This window comes from Thalassolituus sp. (assembly GCF_984348125.1).
The window spans coordinates 147,976-164,983 of record NZ_CFHJLR010000005.1; the positions used below are offsets into that span (position 1 = coordinate 147,976).

The 17,008-nt window shown below is 52.8% G+C and carries 7 protein-coding genes; 2 read left to right on the plus strand and 5 right to left on the minus strand.

The window, feature by feature from the left end; genetic code table 11:
- Nucleotides 1–19 precede the first annotated feature (19 nt).
- Complete coding sequence (locus AC5E51_RS05550) at nt 20–11,230, minus strand: tandem-95 repeat protein (RefSeq protein WP_491778244.1); 11,211 nt, start codon at nt 11,228–11,230, stop codon at nt 20–22.
- A 483-nt stretch (nt 11,231–11,713) separates the two neighbouring features.
- On the opposite strand from AC5E51_RS05550, the gene AC5E51_RS05555 reads away from it, so the two are divergent.
- Nucleotides 11,714–12,985: a nitrate- and nitrite sensing domain-containing protein gene (locus AC5E51_RS05555; RefSeq protein ID WP_491778245.1), complete on the plus strand. Its 1,272-nt coding sequence runs from the start codon at nt 11,714–11,716 to the stop codon at nt 12,983–12,985.
- Nucleotides 12,986–13,113: 128 nt separating this feature from the next.
- On the opposite strand, the gene AC5E51_RS05560 is transcribed toward AC5E51_RS05555, so the two are convergent.
- The 3 genes from AC5E51_RS05560 to AC5E51_RS05570 form a co-directional block, all read right to left on the minus strand.
- The gene (locus tag AC5E51_RS05560; RefSeq protein ID WP_068435937.1) at nt 13,114–13,437 is read right to left on the minus strand and encodes a DUF6482 family protein; all 324 of its coding nucleotides are present in this window, start codon (nt 13,435–13,437) and stop codon (nt 13,114–13,116) included.
- 86 nt (nt 13,438–13,523) lie between these two features.
- The gene (locus AC5E51_RS05565) at nt 13,524–13,817 is read right to left on the minus strand and encodes a hypothetical protein (protein ID WP_297531797.1); all 294 of its coding nucleotides are present in this window, start codon (nt 13,815–13,817) and stop codon (nt 13,524–13,526) included.
- Nucleotides 13,818–13,901: 84 nt separating this feature from the next.
- On the minus strand, nt 13,902–14,624 hold the full coding sequence (locus AC5E51_RS05570; RefSeq protein WP_297531799.1) for a Bax inhibitor-1/YccA family protein: 723 nt from the start codon (nt 14,622–14,624) through the stop codon (nt 13,902–13,904).
- Nucleotides 14,625–14,719: 95 nt separating this feature from the next.
- Between AC5E51_RS05570 and nhaR the strand changes: the two genes are divergently transcribed.
- Nucleotides 14,720–15,625 (plus strand): transcriptional activator NhaR, encoded by a 906-nt coding sequence (gene nhaR / locus AC5E51_RS05575; RefSeq protein ID WP_068435934.1) that lies wholly within the window; start codon nt 14,720–14,722, stop codon nt 15,623–15,625.
- 57 nt (nt 15,626–15,682) lie between these two features.
- On the opposite strand, the gene AC5E51_RS05580 is transcribed toward nhaR, so the two are convergent.
- Nucleotides 15,683–16,813 carry a putative solute-binding protein gene (locus AC5E51_RS05580; protein WP_491222642.1) on the minus strand — a complete coding sequence of 377 codons (1,131 nt, stop codon included), beginning with the start codon at nt 16,811–16,813 and terminating at the stop codon, nt 15,683–15,685.
- Nucleotides 16,814–17,008: the final 195 nt, after the last annotated feature.

Genomic DNA, 17,008 nt, shown 5'->3' on the forward strand with positions numbered 1-17,008 from the left:
CTGGATTAACCAGCGCCGGTTAAGGCGCTGTTTCTTCAGCCGGTGGAACCAGAACCTGCAGGAACTCCAGGAAGCTATTCAACTGCCCCGACAGATTCGGGTTAGCGTTGGTATAGCGACGCTGGCTGCCATCGACAAAGCTCAGCAACATGCCATCCTGACTGTTACCCAGGTGAGCAGTCGCCACCAGCGTTTCGTCAGCATAGATGTAGCCAGTCGCACCGGACAGGTAGAGCTGCATAGCATTCGCTGTGCTGTTCTCCTGACTGATGAACACATTGCCTTCTGGCGTCAGTGTTGCGATGTAGGTGCGGTCGCCAACCGATGGGTCCTGAATCGTCGTGTTAATCGTGCCGTTATAGGCCAGATTCGCCTCAACCTCAGCGATGATCGCATCCCACTCTTCTGGCGTCAGCTCAGGTGCAGCGACCGTCGTATCGATCATGCTGAGAGCGTACTCTTTAGCAATATCGACCACAGGGCCCAAGCCTTCAACAATCGCATTGGTCACTGACAGCGTTGGTGGAACACCGACGTTATCTTTGACGTTACGGCCAGTCAGAATAGTTGTGTCATCCACCTGCAATTTGAACATCGGATAGCCTGAAACAGAGTTCAGTGTCTCACCCCAAGGGTTTGTACGGCTGAACGAGGCCACCTCGAAGTCAAACACCGGAGTTCCCTTGTTCACCTTCACCAGACTCTCACGGTCAAACACGAACGACATATCAATATTGCTCATGCTGTACGTGCCGATATTGCTATCGGTACTGGCCAGGCTAAGGCCGCCACTAGCACCAATTTCCAGGACAATCTCATCAAGAAGGTTTTCCATCGCGTTGTACGCATCTGAACCCTCATCGCCGATTTCAGTGTAGGCAACAGCAGTCAAGTCCTCGAAAGGTGCAAGTAAATCGCTACGGCTATCAGAGACATTGAGAATCAAGCAGAAGTTATTCAGGTTCATCGTCGCAATGGAGTTGCTGATGGTACCGGTGAAGCACATCGGTAAAGGACCGGCTGTAAAGTCGTAGTTAGTCTGGAACAAACCAATGCGACGTTTCCCACCTAGCATTTCACGTATATCCTCAATTCGAGAAGACACATTGAAAGATTGACCATTCGCAGAGCCAGTGACCCGCAGATCACATGAGTCATCTCCGCTATAGCCCTCGCAGTTACTCAGAGAGACATTCAAGGATTCGAACCCAGCACTCTTTTCCATAGTGCAAGTATACGGAAAGTTATTCTTCTGAGGCACACACAGGGCCGTCTTCAATCCATAGCCAAGAACTTCTGTGAGTCCTCCCAGCATCTCTGCCGTCTCGTTCTGCGCAGCCTCATCAACATACAACCAGCCCAGGTCACGATTCACTGTCGAACCATTCGCCAGCTCTGCTGCCTGCGCATCGTCCAGATACCCGCCAGCTACATCGATTGGTGCTAGTGCACGTGCGAAGTTCGCTGCATCGTAGCCAGTAGCCTCACCAATAGTAGTGACGTTACGACACTCTGTACGATCCTGTTCCGGATTGTCAGTAACCAGACAGATCGATGGGTCCGCCAGCTCTGGCGACCAATCGGTCACCAGGCTTCCGAAGCCTGCAATCATACTGTCGAGGCTACCGTCATTGATGAACTGCCCTACGGTTTCAGCACTGGCAACGAAGGTATCGAAGCCTGTATAGCTGATGGTAGTGATCGGCTCTTCAGTATCAGGATCGGTCAGACCCAGCGTACTTACATCCAGCTCGCCAGATTTAAGCGGCATCTGACCGCCCAAAAGTCCGAAGATGAGACCAATGTTCTCCGTCAGGCTATCAATCGGCAGACTGGCAACGATGGCCGTCTCCTGCAGGCTGGCAGAGAAGATTGCGTGGCGCAGAGCCTGTTCATCGATGCTGAGTGCAAAGTTACGCTCGAAGGCATCCGTCAGGTCTGGCACACGCTGGCTGACATAGGAGTCATCAGTGAAGCCAAACAGGACGGCAAGACGCTTGTGAGCCAGCAGAACATTGTTGTCATCCAGAGCCTGCGGGAAGGCTTGCAGCCAGGTCGCAGCCATGTGTGTCATCGGAGTAACCGCTACTGGGCCACCAAAATCAGCACCCGACACAATGGTATCCAGAATCATACCCGCAGCCGGTGTACCGCTTTCACCAAAGTTGGCAGGCGGTGATACCAGACAGCCACTCGGCGTATCACACACCATGGTGGTCTCTGCATCGGTTGTGACACGTACACGTACCGGCGCGGACTGGGTACCCAGGTTAAATCCGAAGTAACCATTAGCGTCCGTCGTGGTGGTGCCAATCACATTCCAGCTGTGCTCGCCTTCGGCATCCAGACCTGCGTACACGGCAGCTTCCACTGGCGCATTCGCCAGCACACCTTTCACTGCGCGGCCAGCAACAGCAGGCTCGGCATTGACGGTGATATCAAAGCTTTGTGTCCCAGTATCAGAGCCGTCAGTCGCATTCACAACCACGCTGTAAGTACCTGCGGATTCCGGAATCCAGCGGATTTCACCTGCGCTAGTTATCACCATGCCAGCCGGAGGGTTTGTCAGCGAGTAGCTTACCGCATCGCCCTCAGCGTCAGAGGCCGCTACATCGTAGGCATAGACCTGATACTCATTAGCCGTAGTCACAGGCGAAGAGGTGACAACCGGCGCATCATTCACTGCGATCACTGTCACATTGACTGTGCTGATGCCCGTTGCCGTACCGTCACTGACCTGCACTACGAAGCTGTCACTGCCGTTGAAGTCTGCTGCAGGCGCATAGCTGAATTCAGAACCGGTCTGAGTCACGATGCCTTCTACCGCTCCGGAAGAGATAGACCAGGTAAGAGGGTCGCCATCCGCATCCGATGCTGTAAAGGTCACAGAATCAGAGCTGTCTTCATTCACTTCAAGCGTCACTGATGCACCTTCGGCAATGACCGGTGCGTCATTGACTGAATTCACAGTCACACTGACGGTAATGCTGTCAGTCAGTTCGCTGTCAGAGACCTGAACCGTGAAGGTGTCATTGCCGTAGAAGTCAGCAACAGGGACATAGGTCACCAGACCGTTAGTATCGACATTCACACCACCATCACTGGCAGAAGAAGTGACGCTCCAGATCAGTGCATCACCGTCACTGTCAGTTGCACTCAGAGACAGAGTCTGACTACCGTCTTCATCCAGTGTCATGGTGGTGGTATCACCCTGATCAATCACAGGTGCGGCGTTCACTGCCTGTACAGTGACGTTCACCACAATACTGTCCGTCAGTTCACCATCAGTGACCTGAATAGTGAAGCTGTCAGCTCCTGAGAAACCAGTACCCGGAGCGTAGTTCACCGTCTTACTCAGACCAGTGCCCGACACAGTCGCTGTGCCGTTGGTTGCAGCCGAGCTTACTGACCAGCTCAGTTCAGAGCCAGCGTGGTCGCTGTCGGTCGCATTCAGCACCAGAGTGAACGGCGTTGGTGCACCGTCTTCTGACATGGTCACGCTGGTGCTTTCACCCTGAGTGATCACTGGTGCGTTATTCACTGCCGTCACAGTAATAGTGAAGGCCTGAGTCACGTTAGCTCCACCATCGTTGACCAGCAGAGTCACATCCGCAGAAGTTACACCTTCAGCCGGCGTCCAGTTCAGTTCACCGGTCGCAGGGTTCACTGTCATAGACGCAGGCGCGGTACCTACGTTCCATGTCAGAGCGTCACCTTCAACATCGGTCGCTGATGGCAGATACGTGTAGAGCTCGCCTTCCGTTGCTACCACTGGTGCGACAGACGTGATCTCTGGCAGGTCATTAACTGCATTCACCGTCACTGTCACTGCGATCGTGCTGTTCAGTGAACCGTCCGATACCTGCACAACAAAGCTGTCAGTACCATTGAAGTTCTGATTCGGCACATAGTTCACAGATTGAGTCGTACCCGTACCTGAAACCGTCGCAGAACCATTGCTGGCTACACTACTGATGCTCCAGTTGATCGTCGCGCTATCGACGTCGCTGGCGTTCAACGCAAAGGTCAGTGGCTGATCTTCGTTGGTGGTTCGTGCAGCACTCTCGCCTTCAGCAATCACTGGCGCATCGGCAACCGGAGTCACAGTTACGTTAACGACGATGGTATCTGTCAGCTCGCTATCACTGACCTCGACTTCGAAGCTGTCGCTGCCGTTAAAGTCAGCGGCGGGTTCGTAGCTGACGACGCCCGAAGCATCAACGCTCGCGCTGCCATTTTCAGACGCATTACTGATACGCCAGGTCAGGCTTTCGCTGTCGACATCGGTCGCCGTCAGGTTGAGTGTTGCAGAAGTGTCTTCATCCGTTGTCAGCGCAGTAACGGCACCCTGATCAATTTCAGGCGCATCGTTGGTTGCTCCAACCGTAATGGTGAAGCTCTGGCTATCGCTCAGACTGCCGTCAGAAACTTCAACAGTCACATTCGCCGACTCAACACCATTGGCAGGCGTCCAGCTGATCGTCGCGCCAGAGATGGTCATACCTTCCGGAGCAGAAGCCAGACTGTACGCCAGTTCAGTACTGTCCACGTCTTCGGCCACAACGGTATAGCTGTAGGCCTCACCTTCAGTGGCGGTAGTTACCGCGGCTGACGTGATAGAAGGCGCATCATTCACAGCGGTCACTGTGATGGTGAAGCTCTGTGTCGCCTCTGCTGTAGCGTCAGCCACAGTCACGGTCACGTTCGCTGTCTCAACACCGTTTTCTGGCGTCCAGCTGATGGTGCTACCAGAAATGGTCATGCCTTCCGGTGCTTCAGTCAGGCTGTAACTGAGCGCATCGCCATCAACGTCGTTCGCGGCCACGGTGTACAGGTACGCTTCGCCTTCGGTCGCTGTCGTTACTTCGGTTGACGTGATGACTGGCGCGTCGTTGGCGGCCGCTACCGTTACATTGACGATGATGCTATCGGTATCTGTGCCATCGTCGATCGCAACAACAAAGCTATCGGTGCCATTGAAGTCCGCTGCTGGTGTGTAATTCACGGTCTGGCTGGTACCAGTACCTGATACAACCGCAGTCCCATCGCTGGCCTGAGACTGGATACTCCAGTTGATGGTGTCACCCTCAACATCAGTAGCATTCAGAGTAACACTGCCCATGTTGTCTTCGTCAGTGCTCAGAGAAGCCGTCTCACCTTCGGTGATTTCAGGCGCGTCGTTGACTGCTGATACGACAACGTTAACAACACGGGTGTCGTTCAGATCGCCATCAGACACCATAACGGTGAAGCTGTCAGAGCCGTTGAAGTTCAATGCAGGATCATAAGTCACCACACCGCTGGCGCTCACATTGGCAACGCCATTAGCCGCCGCTGAGCTGATGGTCCAGTTCAAAGACGTACCTTCTGGGTCGGATGCACTAAGAGTCACACTGCCTTGAGTGTCTTCGGACGTGGAAATCGACGCAGAAGCCTGATCGATCACAGGCGCGTCGTTTTCTGCAGTCACCGTGACATTCACCTGAACAGTCACAGTATCGGTGCCATCGGTCACGGCCACGGTAAAGCTGTCAGAACCGTTGTATCCGGCAGCTGGCGTGTAACTGACAACACCCGCAGATACAGCCGCTGAACCACTTGCAGCAGGCGCAGCTATCGACCAGCTCAGGCTATCACCATCAACATCAGTCGCGTTCAGCGTCAGGCTCTTCTGGGTATCTTCAGCCGTTGTGATTGAGACTGCATCACCTTCAGCAACGACAGGCGCATCATTCACCGGACTTACCGATACGTTGATCAGAATAGAATCGGTCAGCTCGCTGTCGCTTACCTGCACAGTGAAAGTATCTGACCCGTTGAAATCGGCCGCTGGTACATAAGTTACCAGGCCAGCGCTATCGACTGACGCTTCGCCATTAGCTGCACCAGAAGTAACGCTCCAGCTCAGGCTGTCGCCGTCAATGTCTGTGGCCGTCAGTGCCAGTGTCTGGCTCGCGTCTTCATCTGTTGTCAGCGCCGTGGAATCACCCTGATCTATCGCAGGTGCGTCGTTGACGGCAGATACAGAGACAGTAAATGTCTGACTATCGCTCAGCTCACCATCAGAGACTTCAACAGTCACTGACGCAGACTCCACACCGTTCGCAGGCGTCCAGCTGATCGCTCCTGTTTCATCATCAATGCTCATGCCTTCTGGCGCAGAAGTCAGGCTGAAAGTCAGCACTTCGCTGTCCATATCGTCTGCCATTACCAGATAGCTGTAGGCCTGACCTTCTGTCGCAGTCGTCACTGGTGATGAAGTAACCACCGGTGCGTTATTCACCGGAGTTACCACGATGCTGAAGCTCTGGTTCGTATCTGTAGTACCGTCGTTAACACGCACGGTCACGTTCGCAGATTCAACACCGTTGGCTGGCGTCCAGGTCATTTCACCCGTTGTACTGTTGATCGACATACCCACCGGTTTCACGGGCAGACTGAAGTTCAGGGTATCGCCTTCGACATCACTTGCCGTCGCGAAGTAAACGTACGCTTCACCTTCGGTCGCAGTTGTTACAGGCGTTGACGTAAATACCGCAGCGTCATTTACAGCCGCCACCGTCACATTCACTGTGATGGTGTCGGTCAGGTCGCCGTCGGTCAGCTGAACAACCAGAGTGTCACTACCATTGAAGTCAGCGTTGCCGGTGTAGGTCAGGCTCTGGCTGTTGCCAGTACCAGACATCGCAGCAACACCGTTCACTGGCGCGCTCTGTACTGACCATGTCAGTTCAGCGCCGCTGTTATCGATGTCGGTTGCGTTCAGTGTCAGAGTTGCCTGCACGTCTTCGGTTGCTGGCAACGCAACGCTCGCGCCTTCAGTAATTTCAGGTGCATCGTTCACCGGAGATACGGTGATGGTCCAGCTCTGGCTGTCTGGAAGCGCACCACTTTCACCGCCGTCGCGTACCTGCACTTCGACATTCGCAGATTCAACACCGTTTGCTGGCGTCCAGGTCACCAGGCCCATGTTCGATACCGACATACCTTCAGGAACCAATACAGGGGTAAAGATCAGATCGGTGCCGTTATTGGCGTCGTCCGGATCATTCACCTGAATCGAGTACTGGTATTCCACCCCTTCAGTCGCTGTCGTTGGCGCTTCGGAGGTAATCACAGGGGCGTCGTTCACGCTGTCGACGGTGATGGTCCAGTTCTGAACCGCCGCAGACGCTCCGTCTTCACCACCATCCGCTACGCTCAGTGACACCGAGGTTGAGGTCACGCCGTTATCTGGCGTCCAGGTCACCAGACCGGTGCCAGACACAGTCAGGCCCGCATCAATCGACGCCTGATCCAGAGTGAAGGTCAGATCGGTACCGTTGTTGACATCATCCGGGTCAGTGATAACGGCCTGGTAGCTGTATTCACTGCCTTCCACCGCCGACGTAGAGGCGGCATTAGCAAAGACCGGCGCGTCATTCACCGCAGTGACAGTCACGCTGACCTCAATGCTGTCGCTCAACTCACCATCAGACACCTGAACGGTGAAGCTGTCGCTGCCATTAAAGTTTTCATTCGGGGTGTAGGTGACGTTGCCATCGGACACAGCCGCCGAACCATGGCTGGCGGCAACTGAAACGGTCCAGCTCAGGCTGGCGCTATCAATATCGGTAGCCGTCAGAGCAGTCGTGCCCTGAGTGTCTTCAGACGTCGAAACTGATGCCGTTTCCTGATCAATCACAGGCGCATCGTTCACCGCAGTCACTTCGACATTAACAACGAAGCTGACTGGTGCCGTGCCATCAAAGACCTGAACCGTGAAGCTGTCATTGCCATTGAAACCGGCATTCGGGGTGTAGCTGACATTGCCAGCCGTTACACTTGCCGAGCCATCAGAAGCAGCAGTACTGATCGACCAGCTCAGGCTATCGCCATCGACATCAGACGCGCTCAGAGTCACGCCCGTTGCGGTATTTTCTGAGGTGGTCAGCGCCGTTCCCGTACCTTGTGCGATAACTGGCAGATCATTCACCGCGCTCACAGTCACGTTTACCAAAATGGTATCGGTCAGAGAACCGTCAGACACCTGAACGGTAAAGCTGTCGTTGCCATTGAAGTTTGCGTTTGGCGTATAAGTGACATTGCCACCCACGACCGCAGCACTGCCGTTACTCGCCGGGCTGGATACTGACCAGCTCAGGCTGTCACCGTTAGCGTCGGTGGCGGTAAGAGTAGTACTGCCCTGAGTATCTTCATCGGTGGTCAGCGTGTCTGTTTCGCCCTGACCGATGACCGGCGCTTCGTTGTCTGGCTCAGACACAGTAATCACGAAGGTCTGGGCCACAGAATCACTGCTGCCATCGTTGGCGACCAGACGCACAGTGCCGCTGCTGCCTGCTTCGGCTGGTGTCCAGCTGATCGCACCGGTTGTTGCATTGATCGTCATGCCGGCTGGCTTCTGAGTCAGACTCCAGGTCAGGGGGTCGTTTTCGGCATCGGTGGCGCTTGGCGTATAGGTGTATTCCTCACCCAAAACGACAGACGTTGGAGCCACCGAGGTAATCACTGGGGCATCGTTTACATCGGTCACTGCAATCGTGAACGACTGAGTGACACTGCCACTGCCACTGCCACTGCCATCAGACACAGCCACAATCACGTTGGCGGTGCTGATGCCGTCTGCTGGCGTCCAGGTGATCAAGCCAGACTCGGAAATCTGCATACCCGCAGGTGCAGTCGCGAGGCTGTAAGCCAGCGTCGGACCATCGACATCATCGGCGTCAACCGCGTAGCGATACTCAACACCCTCCGTAGCTGAAGTCGGTGCTGTACTGAGGATAACCGGAGCATCATTGACTGCGGCAACGGTCACACTGACCGCCATAGTGACGTTTTCGCCACCATCGTTAACAGCAACAACAAAAGAATCCGAACCAAAGAAATCACCCGCTGGCTGGTAGGTCACGTTGCCATCTGCAACTGCAGCAACACCGTTACCCGCCTGCTCGGTCACACTCCAGACCAGAACATCGTTTTCAACATCCGATGCACTCAGGTTGACTGCACCCTGCACATCTTCATCTGTGCTGATTTGAGCATTCATCTGATCAAACACAGGCAAGTCGTTCACTGAGTTCACAGTGACATCGACTACGACGGTATCCGTCAACCCACCATCAGATACTTCGACGGTGAAAGAATCACTGCCGTTGAAATTCGCAGCCGGCGTATAGGTAATATTGCCATCAAATGCTACCGCGGTACCGTTCGTCGCCTGAGCACTCACGCTCCAGGAAAGAGGATCACCGTCTGAATCTGTTGCTGTCAGCAGAGTCGAGCCATCGGTATCTTCGTCGGTGGTGATAGAAGCGGTTTCCTGATCAATGACAGGTGCATCCGCAACATCGGCAACGGTTACCGTTACAGTAATGGTATCGCTGTCAGTGCCATCAGACACTTCTACGACAAAAGAATCAGTGCCGCTGAAGTCAGCATCCGGGGTGTAGGTAACTTCGCCATTTACAACGGCAGCGTTGCCGTTTTCGGCGCCTGTCGAAACGGTCCAGCTCAGGCTATCGCCTTCAACGTCGCTGGCAGTCAGCGTTGCAGAGCCTGCAACATCTTCAGAGGTTTCAATAACAGCCACACTTTGATCAATGACCGGAGCATCGTTCACAGACGCAACTACAACATCGACAACAACAGAGTCAGAGAGGCTTCCATCAGACACAACGACGGTGAACGAGTCGGTGCCATTGAAGTTCGGAAGTGGTGTGTAGGTCACGGCACCATTGATAACGATCGCAGCACCGTTTGATGGCTGCTCCGAAATGCTCCAGGCAAGAGCATCACCTTCTGCATCTGCAGCAGTCAAAGTTGCAAAACCCTCAGCATCTTCGGTGGTCGAGATCGCGGGTTCAGACTGATTGATTACCGGCGCAGTGTTGTTATCGCGCACTTCAACCATCCATGAAACAGTATCTTCGGCCGGGCCGTCTTCCTGTCCATCCACAACGGTAACAGTGACAGAGAAGGTACCTTCGACGCCAGGAGTCCACTCGATAAAGCCTGTCGGCGAAATGGTCATGCCTTCAGGGCCTTCGAGACTGAAGGTTAAGCCAGAGCCGTCGTTGTTATCATCCGGGTCGGTCACACTGACCTGATATTCATAAGTACCACCCAACGCTGCAACAGCGGCAGGCGTACCGTTAATAACCGGGGCATCGTTCACAGGAGTAACAGTGATTGAGTACGACTGCTGTACGGGTTCAGCATCGTTCTCTCCACCATCTTCAACCTGAACAACAACACTCACATCGTAAGGTGATGAACCATTTTCAGTCGGAGTCCACTGGACAAAACCTGTCGAAGAAACGGTCATGTCGTCCGGACCGTCGATCAGCGTGTATTCGAGATCATCAGGAATCTCGTTACCCTGCGTATCCAGACCAGCAACGTCTTCCGCAACGATCTGATATTCGTAGGCAAGGTCTTCAGTCGCTGAAAGCACAGGCGAAGACACAATCTCAGGAGGCGTATTTGCATCGACAACTTTCAGATACCAGCTCTGACGAGGCGGTATAGCAAGGAGCACATCTCCCCAGTCTTCCTCGCCATCTGTCACGGTTACCCGAATATTCAGACCGACGGTACGAAGCGCATAAGAGGCATCCACTGGGACGGTCCAGGTCAGAAGGCCAGTCGATGAAATCGAAATTCCATACTCTTCTGGAGTCTGACTAGAGATGAAAGGCAGATCGACCGAATAACTGAGGTTCTCTCCATCATTCGCATCATCCGGGTCGTTAACCACCAGCTGATACTGAAATTGAGACCCTGCGACAGCCGTTGCGGGAGCTACTGAAGTAATTTCAGGCTTATCGTTAACGGGCGTAACGCTGAGCTCAAACGTCTGCTGAGCATCGGCCGTATTCGTGCCATCGTTGTATACAACTCGCACAGTCACCTGAACCTCGGTGCCGTCCTCATCATCAGGCGTCCACTGCACCAGACCATCTTCTGAGATGGTCATGGAATCAGGGCCACTGACAAGGCTGTAGGTCAGGAAGTCGCTGTCAGCCAGACTGGTTTCAATCTGGTATTCCCAGCGCTCGTCTTCTACCGGGTTACCTTCTGGCGTTGACGAGAAATCAAGCGACACAGGTGCCTGATCTCCCCCATTCACTGGATCGGGAACACGTGGATCATCGCCATCTGAACCACCTGATGAGCAAGCGGTAAGACCTGCAATCAGTGAGACGAGTAGTGCTGTGCGGAAGTTAATCAAAGTAACACTCCTAAGGAGTCCATGCGCGAGCATTGACGTGCGAGAACAAGTGACTGGAGCTGATCGGGGTATGGAGTACGAGCCCGGCAAACAAAAGCCACTGTTTTTCTTATTATTTTCTTACTTGTCCGTGGTAACCAAAACGGCCACACGGAGTAAGACCCGTATTAGGTAGATGGTATTAGATCGTCTTTCCAATAACCATCTGACAAATGTATCAATACATGCCACCCACTCCTTTTGTGACGAGCGCACGTCAGTAGATATTCCCTAACTGCTTGATTCATCAACTTTTCTTTAGCATTACTTTATGGAGTAAAGTGTAAGTAAGGATAATCGCAATGGCGGGCGATGTAGCATAACTGACAACACTCTCATCAGGCCAAGACTGATCAACTTGTCATCTTTTCGGCCACAGGTTAATTCAACTTCCTCCCACTGCAGCGTATCATCCCCACAAACTATCAGGATTCATTAAGATTCATGCCTCAACTGACCACCTCCGAAGACTTTCTGCTCGCCGCCAAACACGCTGAAATTGCAGCGCTTCAACAACTGCAGGTGAATTGCCGCCTGGTGGGTCGGGTAACGGAACTCATTCACGAACTTCAGCGTGAACGTGGTCTGTCCAACATTTATCTTGTGTCCGACGGACAGCGCTACGCGCAGCAGCGAGCCGATGAACTCGAAGTCACCGGCATTGCCCAGAAGCAGTTCCGGCAGACGCTTACGGAACTCAGTGAAAGCGACTCTCTCTCCCACTCAACCCGACTATTGAGTAGTCTGGCGTTTGTTATTCAATGCCTTGAAGGAATAGACGCACTGCGAGCACAGGTAACCGCGCGCAAAGTGTCGGCCACTGAGAACACCGCACTTTACAGCCGCTTGATTACTGGGCTGCTGACGGTGATATTTGAAGCGGCTGATATCGCTGATGACCCGGAGATCACCCGTGCACTGGTTGCGCTCTTTAACTTTGTTCAAGGTAAAGAATATGCGGGCCAGGAACGTGCGATGGGATTGATCGGCTTCACCAGCGGGAGCTTCAGCAATACCCTCCAGGATAAAGTGCACGAGCTACTCGATGCGCAGGAACGCTGCTTCGGTATTTTCACCGAATTCTCTGCCAGTGTTCCTAAAGCGCGCTGGCATCAACTTGAGAGCTGTGAGGCAACGGCTGAGCTGGAACGTCTGCGTAAGATGATTGAGCGCTATCGTACTGAGGATGCTTTGCCGACCTCCATCAGTGAAGTATGGTATGAGGTAGCGACACGCCGAATCGATGAAATGCAGAGCATCGAACTCGATATGACCGGCGACCTGATGAAACTCTGTGAAACCAAAATTAATTCTGCCGAAGAAGACCTGAGGCTCCACCGAGAACACCTGAAGGATCTGGCAGAAGTCAGTGAGCCACCCGAGTCTCCATTAGGCCTGCTGCCTGAGTCGACGTTAAATTCGGATAGCAACCTGACACCCGGTGTTAACGTGAAACTGGCGCGTTCTATATCCGACCTTGTTCAGGGACAGGCGGAGCGCTTACAACGCATCAGCAGCGAACTTGCTGAAGCTCGCCAGGCACTCGATGAACGCAAGCTGATTGATAAGGCGAAAGGGTTGCTGATCCAGTCGAAAGGGATCACGGAAGAGGAAGCCTATCGCCACCTTCGTCAGGCAGCGATGGACAGCAATAAGCGTATCGTTGAAGTGGCCATGAACGTGATCAGTGTCGCGGGCATGTTAACGTCGAAATAGATTCACACTATAGCAACCAGCTCCCTTTTCCGGACCGATAAATCAGAGCCGTCTATCAGTGAAAATAACGCACGCATACGAGATACCCGCAATTAAAGGCCTAGCTCACGCGGCCTGAAAGGAAAGATCTACTCGCTATCGTTCGCAGCAAAACCCAGGCCATTGCGCCCCAGCGGCACCTCCATCCGGTTGCTTCCCTGTCGCGTGGGCTGATTCACCATCTCGTCGTAGGCGCTTTCATGCCGCAACACCATATCCTTGACGTTGTAGCCTTCGAATAGAGCTTCAATTTCGAGGGTATTTCGGGCGCGCAATGGTTTTCCTTTCTTGTCAGAGACCAGCAGTTCTTGTCCATCAACCAGGACATTCACCTGATAAAGAGCAAGATCAAGCGACACAATAATGACCTTTTCTATGGGATCTCGTTTATTCAGTTTCTGGAATTGAATCATAGTCTCACCCTAGCCTTTGTATAACTTAAGTATAAGTTATCAGTAACCCCAGCGAATGAGAAGCTGCTCGTAGATGAGGAAGCGCGTTAGTCACCTTGTCGGGTGCGTTTGATGAATCTGGCGTAGCAGTCTGTGTCTACCAAAGTGAAAATGCTGTAGCGCTTTTCGCCAAACTTCACATAGCTCGCAACTTCTTTATGGCGACTCGTGTTGTGTTTCTTGAGAACACGGGCGGGATGGAAGATTTCGCCTTGCTTACGAAAGTAGCTGAGGGCTTTTTCGTCTGACGCGGCCTTTGCGTCACGGTCTGAGCACACGGGCAGAGCCAAGACCGCGGCGCTGTATACGGAAGCCAAGACTAAAAACAGGAGTATCTTCATACATTCAGCTTAGCCCAGAAACAAAAAAGCCGCAGACCTCAGGCCTGCGGCACACCCTCATGAGCACAGAGAGTCAGAGTGTTATCAATCGTCTGAGCCGAATACGCCCAACAGAACAAGGAGGTTCGCAAACAGGTTGTAGATCGCGACATACAGACTGACTGTCGCAAGAACGTAGTTAGTCTGGCCACCACGCACGATGCTGTTTGTTTCATAGCTGATCAGTGCAGCACTCAGCGGAATGACAATCGCAGAGATAGCCAGCGAGAGAGCCGGGATGTTAAACAAGTATCCGACCACGCCACCAATGATGGCTACGATAAAGCCTGCAAACAGAGTCTTGCCCCAACCAGACAGGTCTCGCTTAGTAGACATACCAAATGCGGACATCAGCAGGAAGGTTACGCCCGTGCCGCCCAACGCAAGGCCAATGGTCGCGCCACCGCTTTGCATGCCAGCAACCATGTTCAACATTGGCCCAAGGGTAAAGCCCATGAAGCCAGTAAAAACGAAGGTCAGCGCAATACCAGCAACGCTGTTAGCTGTTTTATGAATAGCAAACATAAGACCGATAGCTACAACCAGAGTCAGCAAACCCAAAGAAGGCGCGTTCACTGCCATAGAGACACCCGCCATAGCGGCACTGAATACCAGCGTCATGGCCAGAAGCGCGTAGGTGTTACGCAGTACTTTTTGTGCATCAGGTGCAAAGGTGTTGCCACCGGTACCAGCCTGATACTGATCAACCGGTATGCTACGTGCAACCGGCTCGTTGTTTTCTGAATTCAGATAATCGGGACGTTTCATAGTCTCACTCCTTTTTTGATTTACGTATTGTATGACGCGTTTTACAACAATAATATTCGTATTAACTATATATGATACATCGGTTTTTACGAAGTATGCACAGACTCAACTATAAGCACCTGCACTATTTTTTCGCGGTCGCAGAAAGCGGTAGCATTCAGGCGGCTGCAGACCGCCTTGCTATCACACCGCAAACCATAAGTGGGCAGCTCAAATTACTCGAAGACGATCTGGGCGAAGCGTTACTGCGCCGCAATGGTCGTAACGTCGAACTGACCGACGCGGGCCACCTGGCATACGAATACTGCAAAGACATATTCCGCTTAGGCGAAGAGATGCAGGAAGTCATGCAGCAGGGGTTGACTACACGCCCCGAAGAGCTCAGGGTGGGCATCGTAGACGCCCTGCCCAAGTCAATTACTCACCAGCTGCTTGCCCCTATCATCGCCAAGAATCCACAGATGAAGCTGATATGCCGAGAAGAGCAGATGATCACCTTACTAGGCGAACTGGCGGTGCACAGACTTGATGTCGTGCTGGCCGATAGCCCCGTGCCACCGGGCATGAACATACGCTGCTTCAGCCATGAGCTTGGTGCCAGCCGGCTTGCGTGCTTTGCTAATGGTCGCTTGCTGGAGGGCAAGTCATTTCCGGAGTGTCTCGTGGATGCACCGCTTCTGATACCGACCGGCTCTTCATCGACGATGCGAACAAACCTGTTGAGCTGGCTCAAACGCCAGGGAATTTCGATGCGAATTGCCGGAGAATTCGATGACTCGGCACTGCTTAAAGCGTTTGGCAGTGAAGGACATGGGTTCTTTTTTGCGCCGGAAGTCATCACAGAAGAGATCTGTCGTCGCTACGACGTCAACGTTGCAGGTACTGTCCCAGAACTACAGCAAGCCTTCTACGCCATCGTTGCTGAACGGCGTCACAGTCACTCTGCCGTGCTTGAATTAACAGAGCACAGTCGAGAACATTTTTGCTCTGAGAACGGTTAATTATTAAAAAAGGCAGCCTGAGCTGCCTTTTGTTCGCTTGTACACACAACATCAGGATTACTCCTTCGAATTACTGCACTCGCTACGGGAAGGGTCAAACTTACAACGAATCTTGCGTTGCAGCCTGAGCATTGCCGGATCGTAATACCCTTCCTCACGGAGTTTGAGACGAACATCCAGAGAATGCTTTTCCAGTGCAGCGATATCCTGAGCACTGTCTTTTGCCCAGAAAGACTCTGGAACAAGCGCCATTTCGTTATCAACGCGACGTGCATAGTTATCGAACTTGAAGAGGAAGTCTTCACGCAGAATCTGAGCAAGCCCCGGAGGAAACTTTTCCGTACGGCCAATTAACTGAATAGTCGATTGAGCCACAGGAGTATCAATAATTGCCACATCACCCGAGATCTGCCCACTACCCATAACAAGGTAGGCGACAATGGGTGACATCATGCCCGCAACTTCATTGTCGGCGTATTTCTGAACGTTGCTCATCATATCGCCGACCACAGCATCAGCACCGAAGGCTTCGGTCAGCCGAGCCATCCCGGGGTCAAACGACTCGGTTGCTATCTTTTTGCCTTTAAAACTGGCGAGTGAACGGTTACTACGATCGGCACTGTAACGGAAAGAGGAACCCAGAGTAGCCAGGCCGAGTACAACGTAATTATCATCGCCGAGGCGCTGTGCCATGCGCGGATTCGCAATCACCTGCATCAGCAGTTGAACCTGCTGGCGACTCTGCAAACCACCAACCGACTCAATGGTGCCAGCAAAACGGTTGAATTCCATTGCAGCAACACCACGAATCAGGGCGGCATCACATTCTTCGCCGCTGCGAAGCGCCTCGACAAGCTCAGATTCATCCTGATAAGTTATAACAGTGAGGTCCATTCCATAATGAAGAGAACGCAACTTCTGATCTTCAACAGTCGAGGAAATCGGACCAGTTTTACCCAGCGGGTCCCAGACACAGAACGTCCTCAGGATACGGCCGTTAACCATTTCATCCTTCTGCAATTTCTTGAGCGCACGTATGCGCTTCTCAAGCGGCAGATTGGGGTTCATTACTGTTGCTTCGAGCTTTGCGTTTCGTCGGGATTCGAGATCGTCAGCCGCATAAGTGAGTGTTGCGGACGACAGAAACAAAAGACCAAACAGAGTGGCAAACAAGGTTCTGACGTTCATTCTGCTTCCTTCATTATTCTTCTGATAGCTGATTATGATGGCTCACTGGCTTTTGCCCCCAAAAGGTCAGTAGAGAATCAGCAATGCGGCAGCATACCGCTTTCATTATTGTTATAAAGACAAATCCGGCTAACTGTCCCTTAATGACACAAGTTTTGCCGCAAACGTCCTGTTTTGCTCCATCCCGAAGCTTAT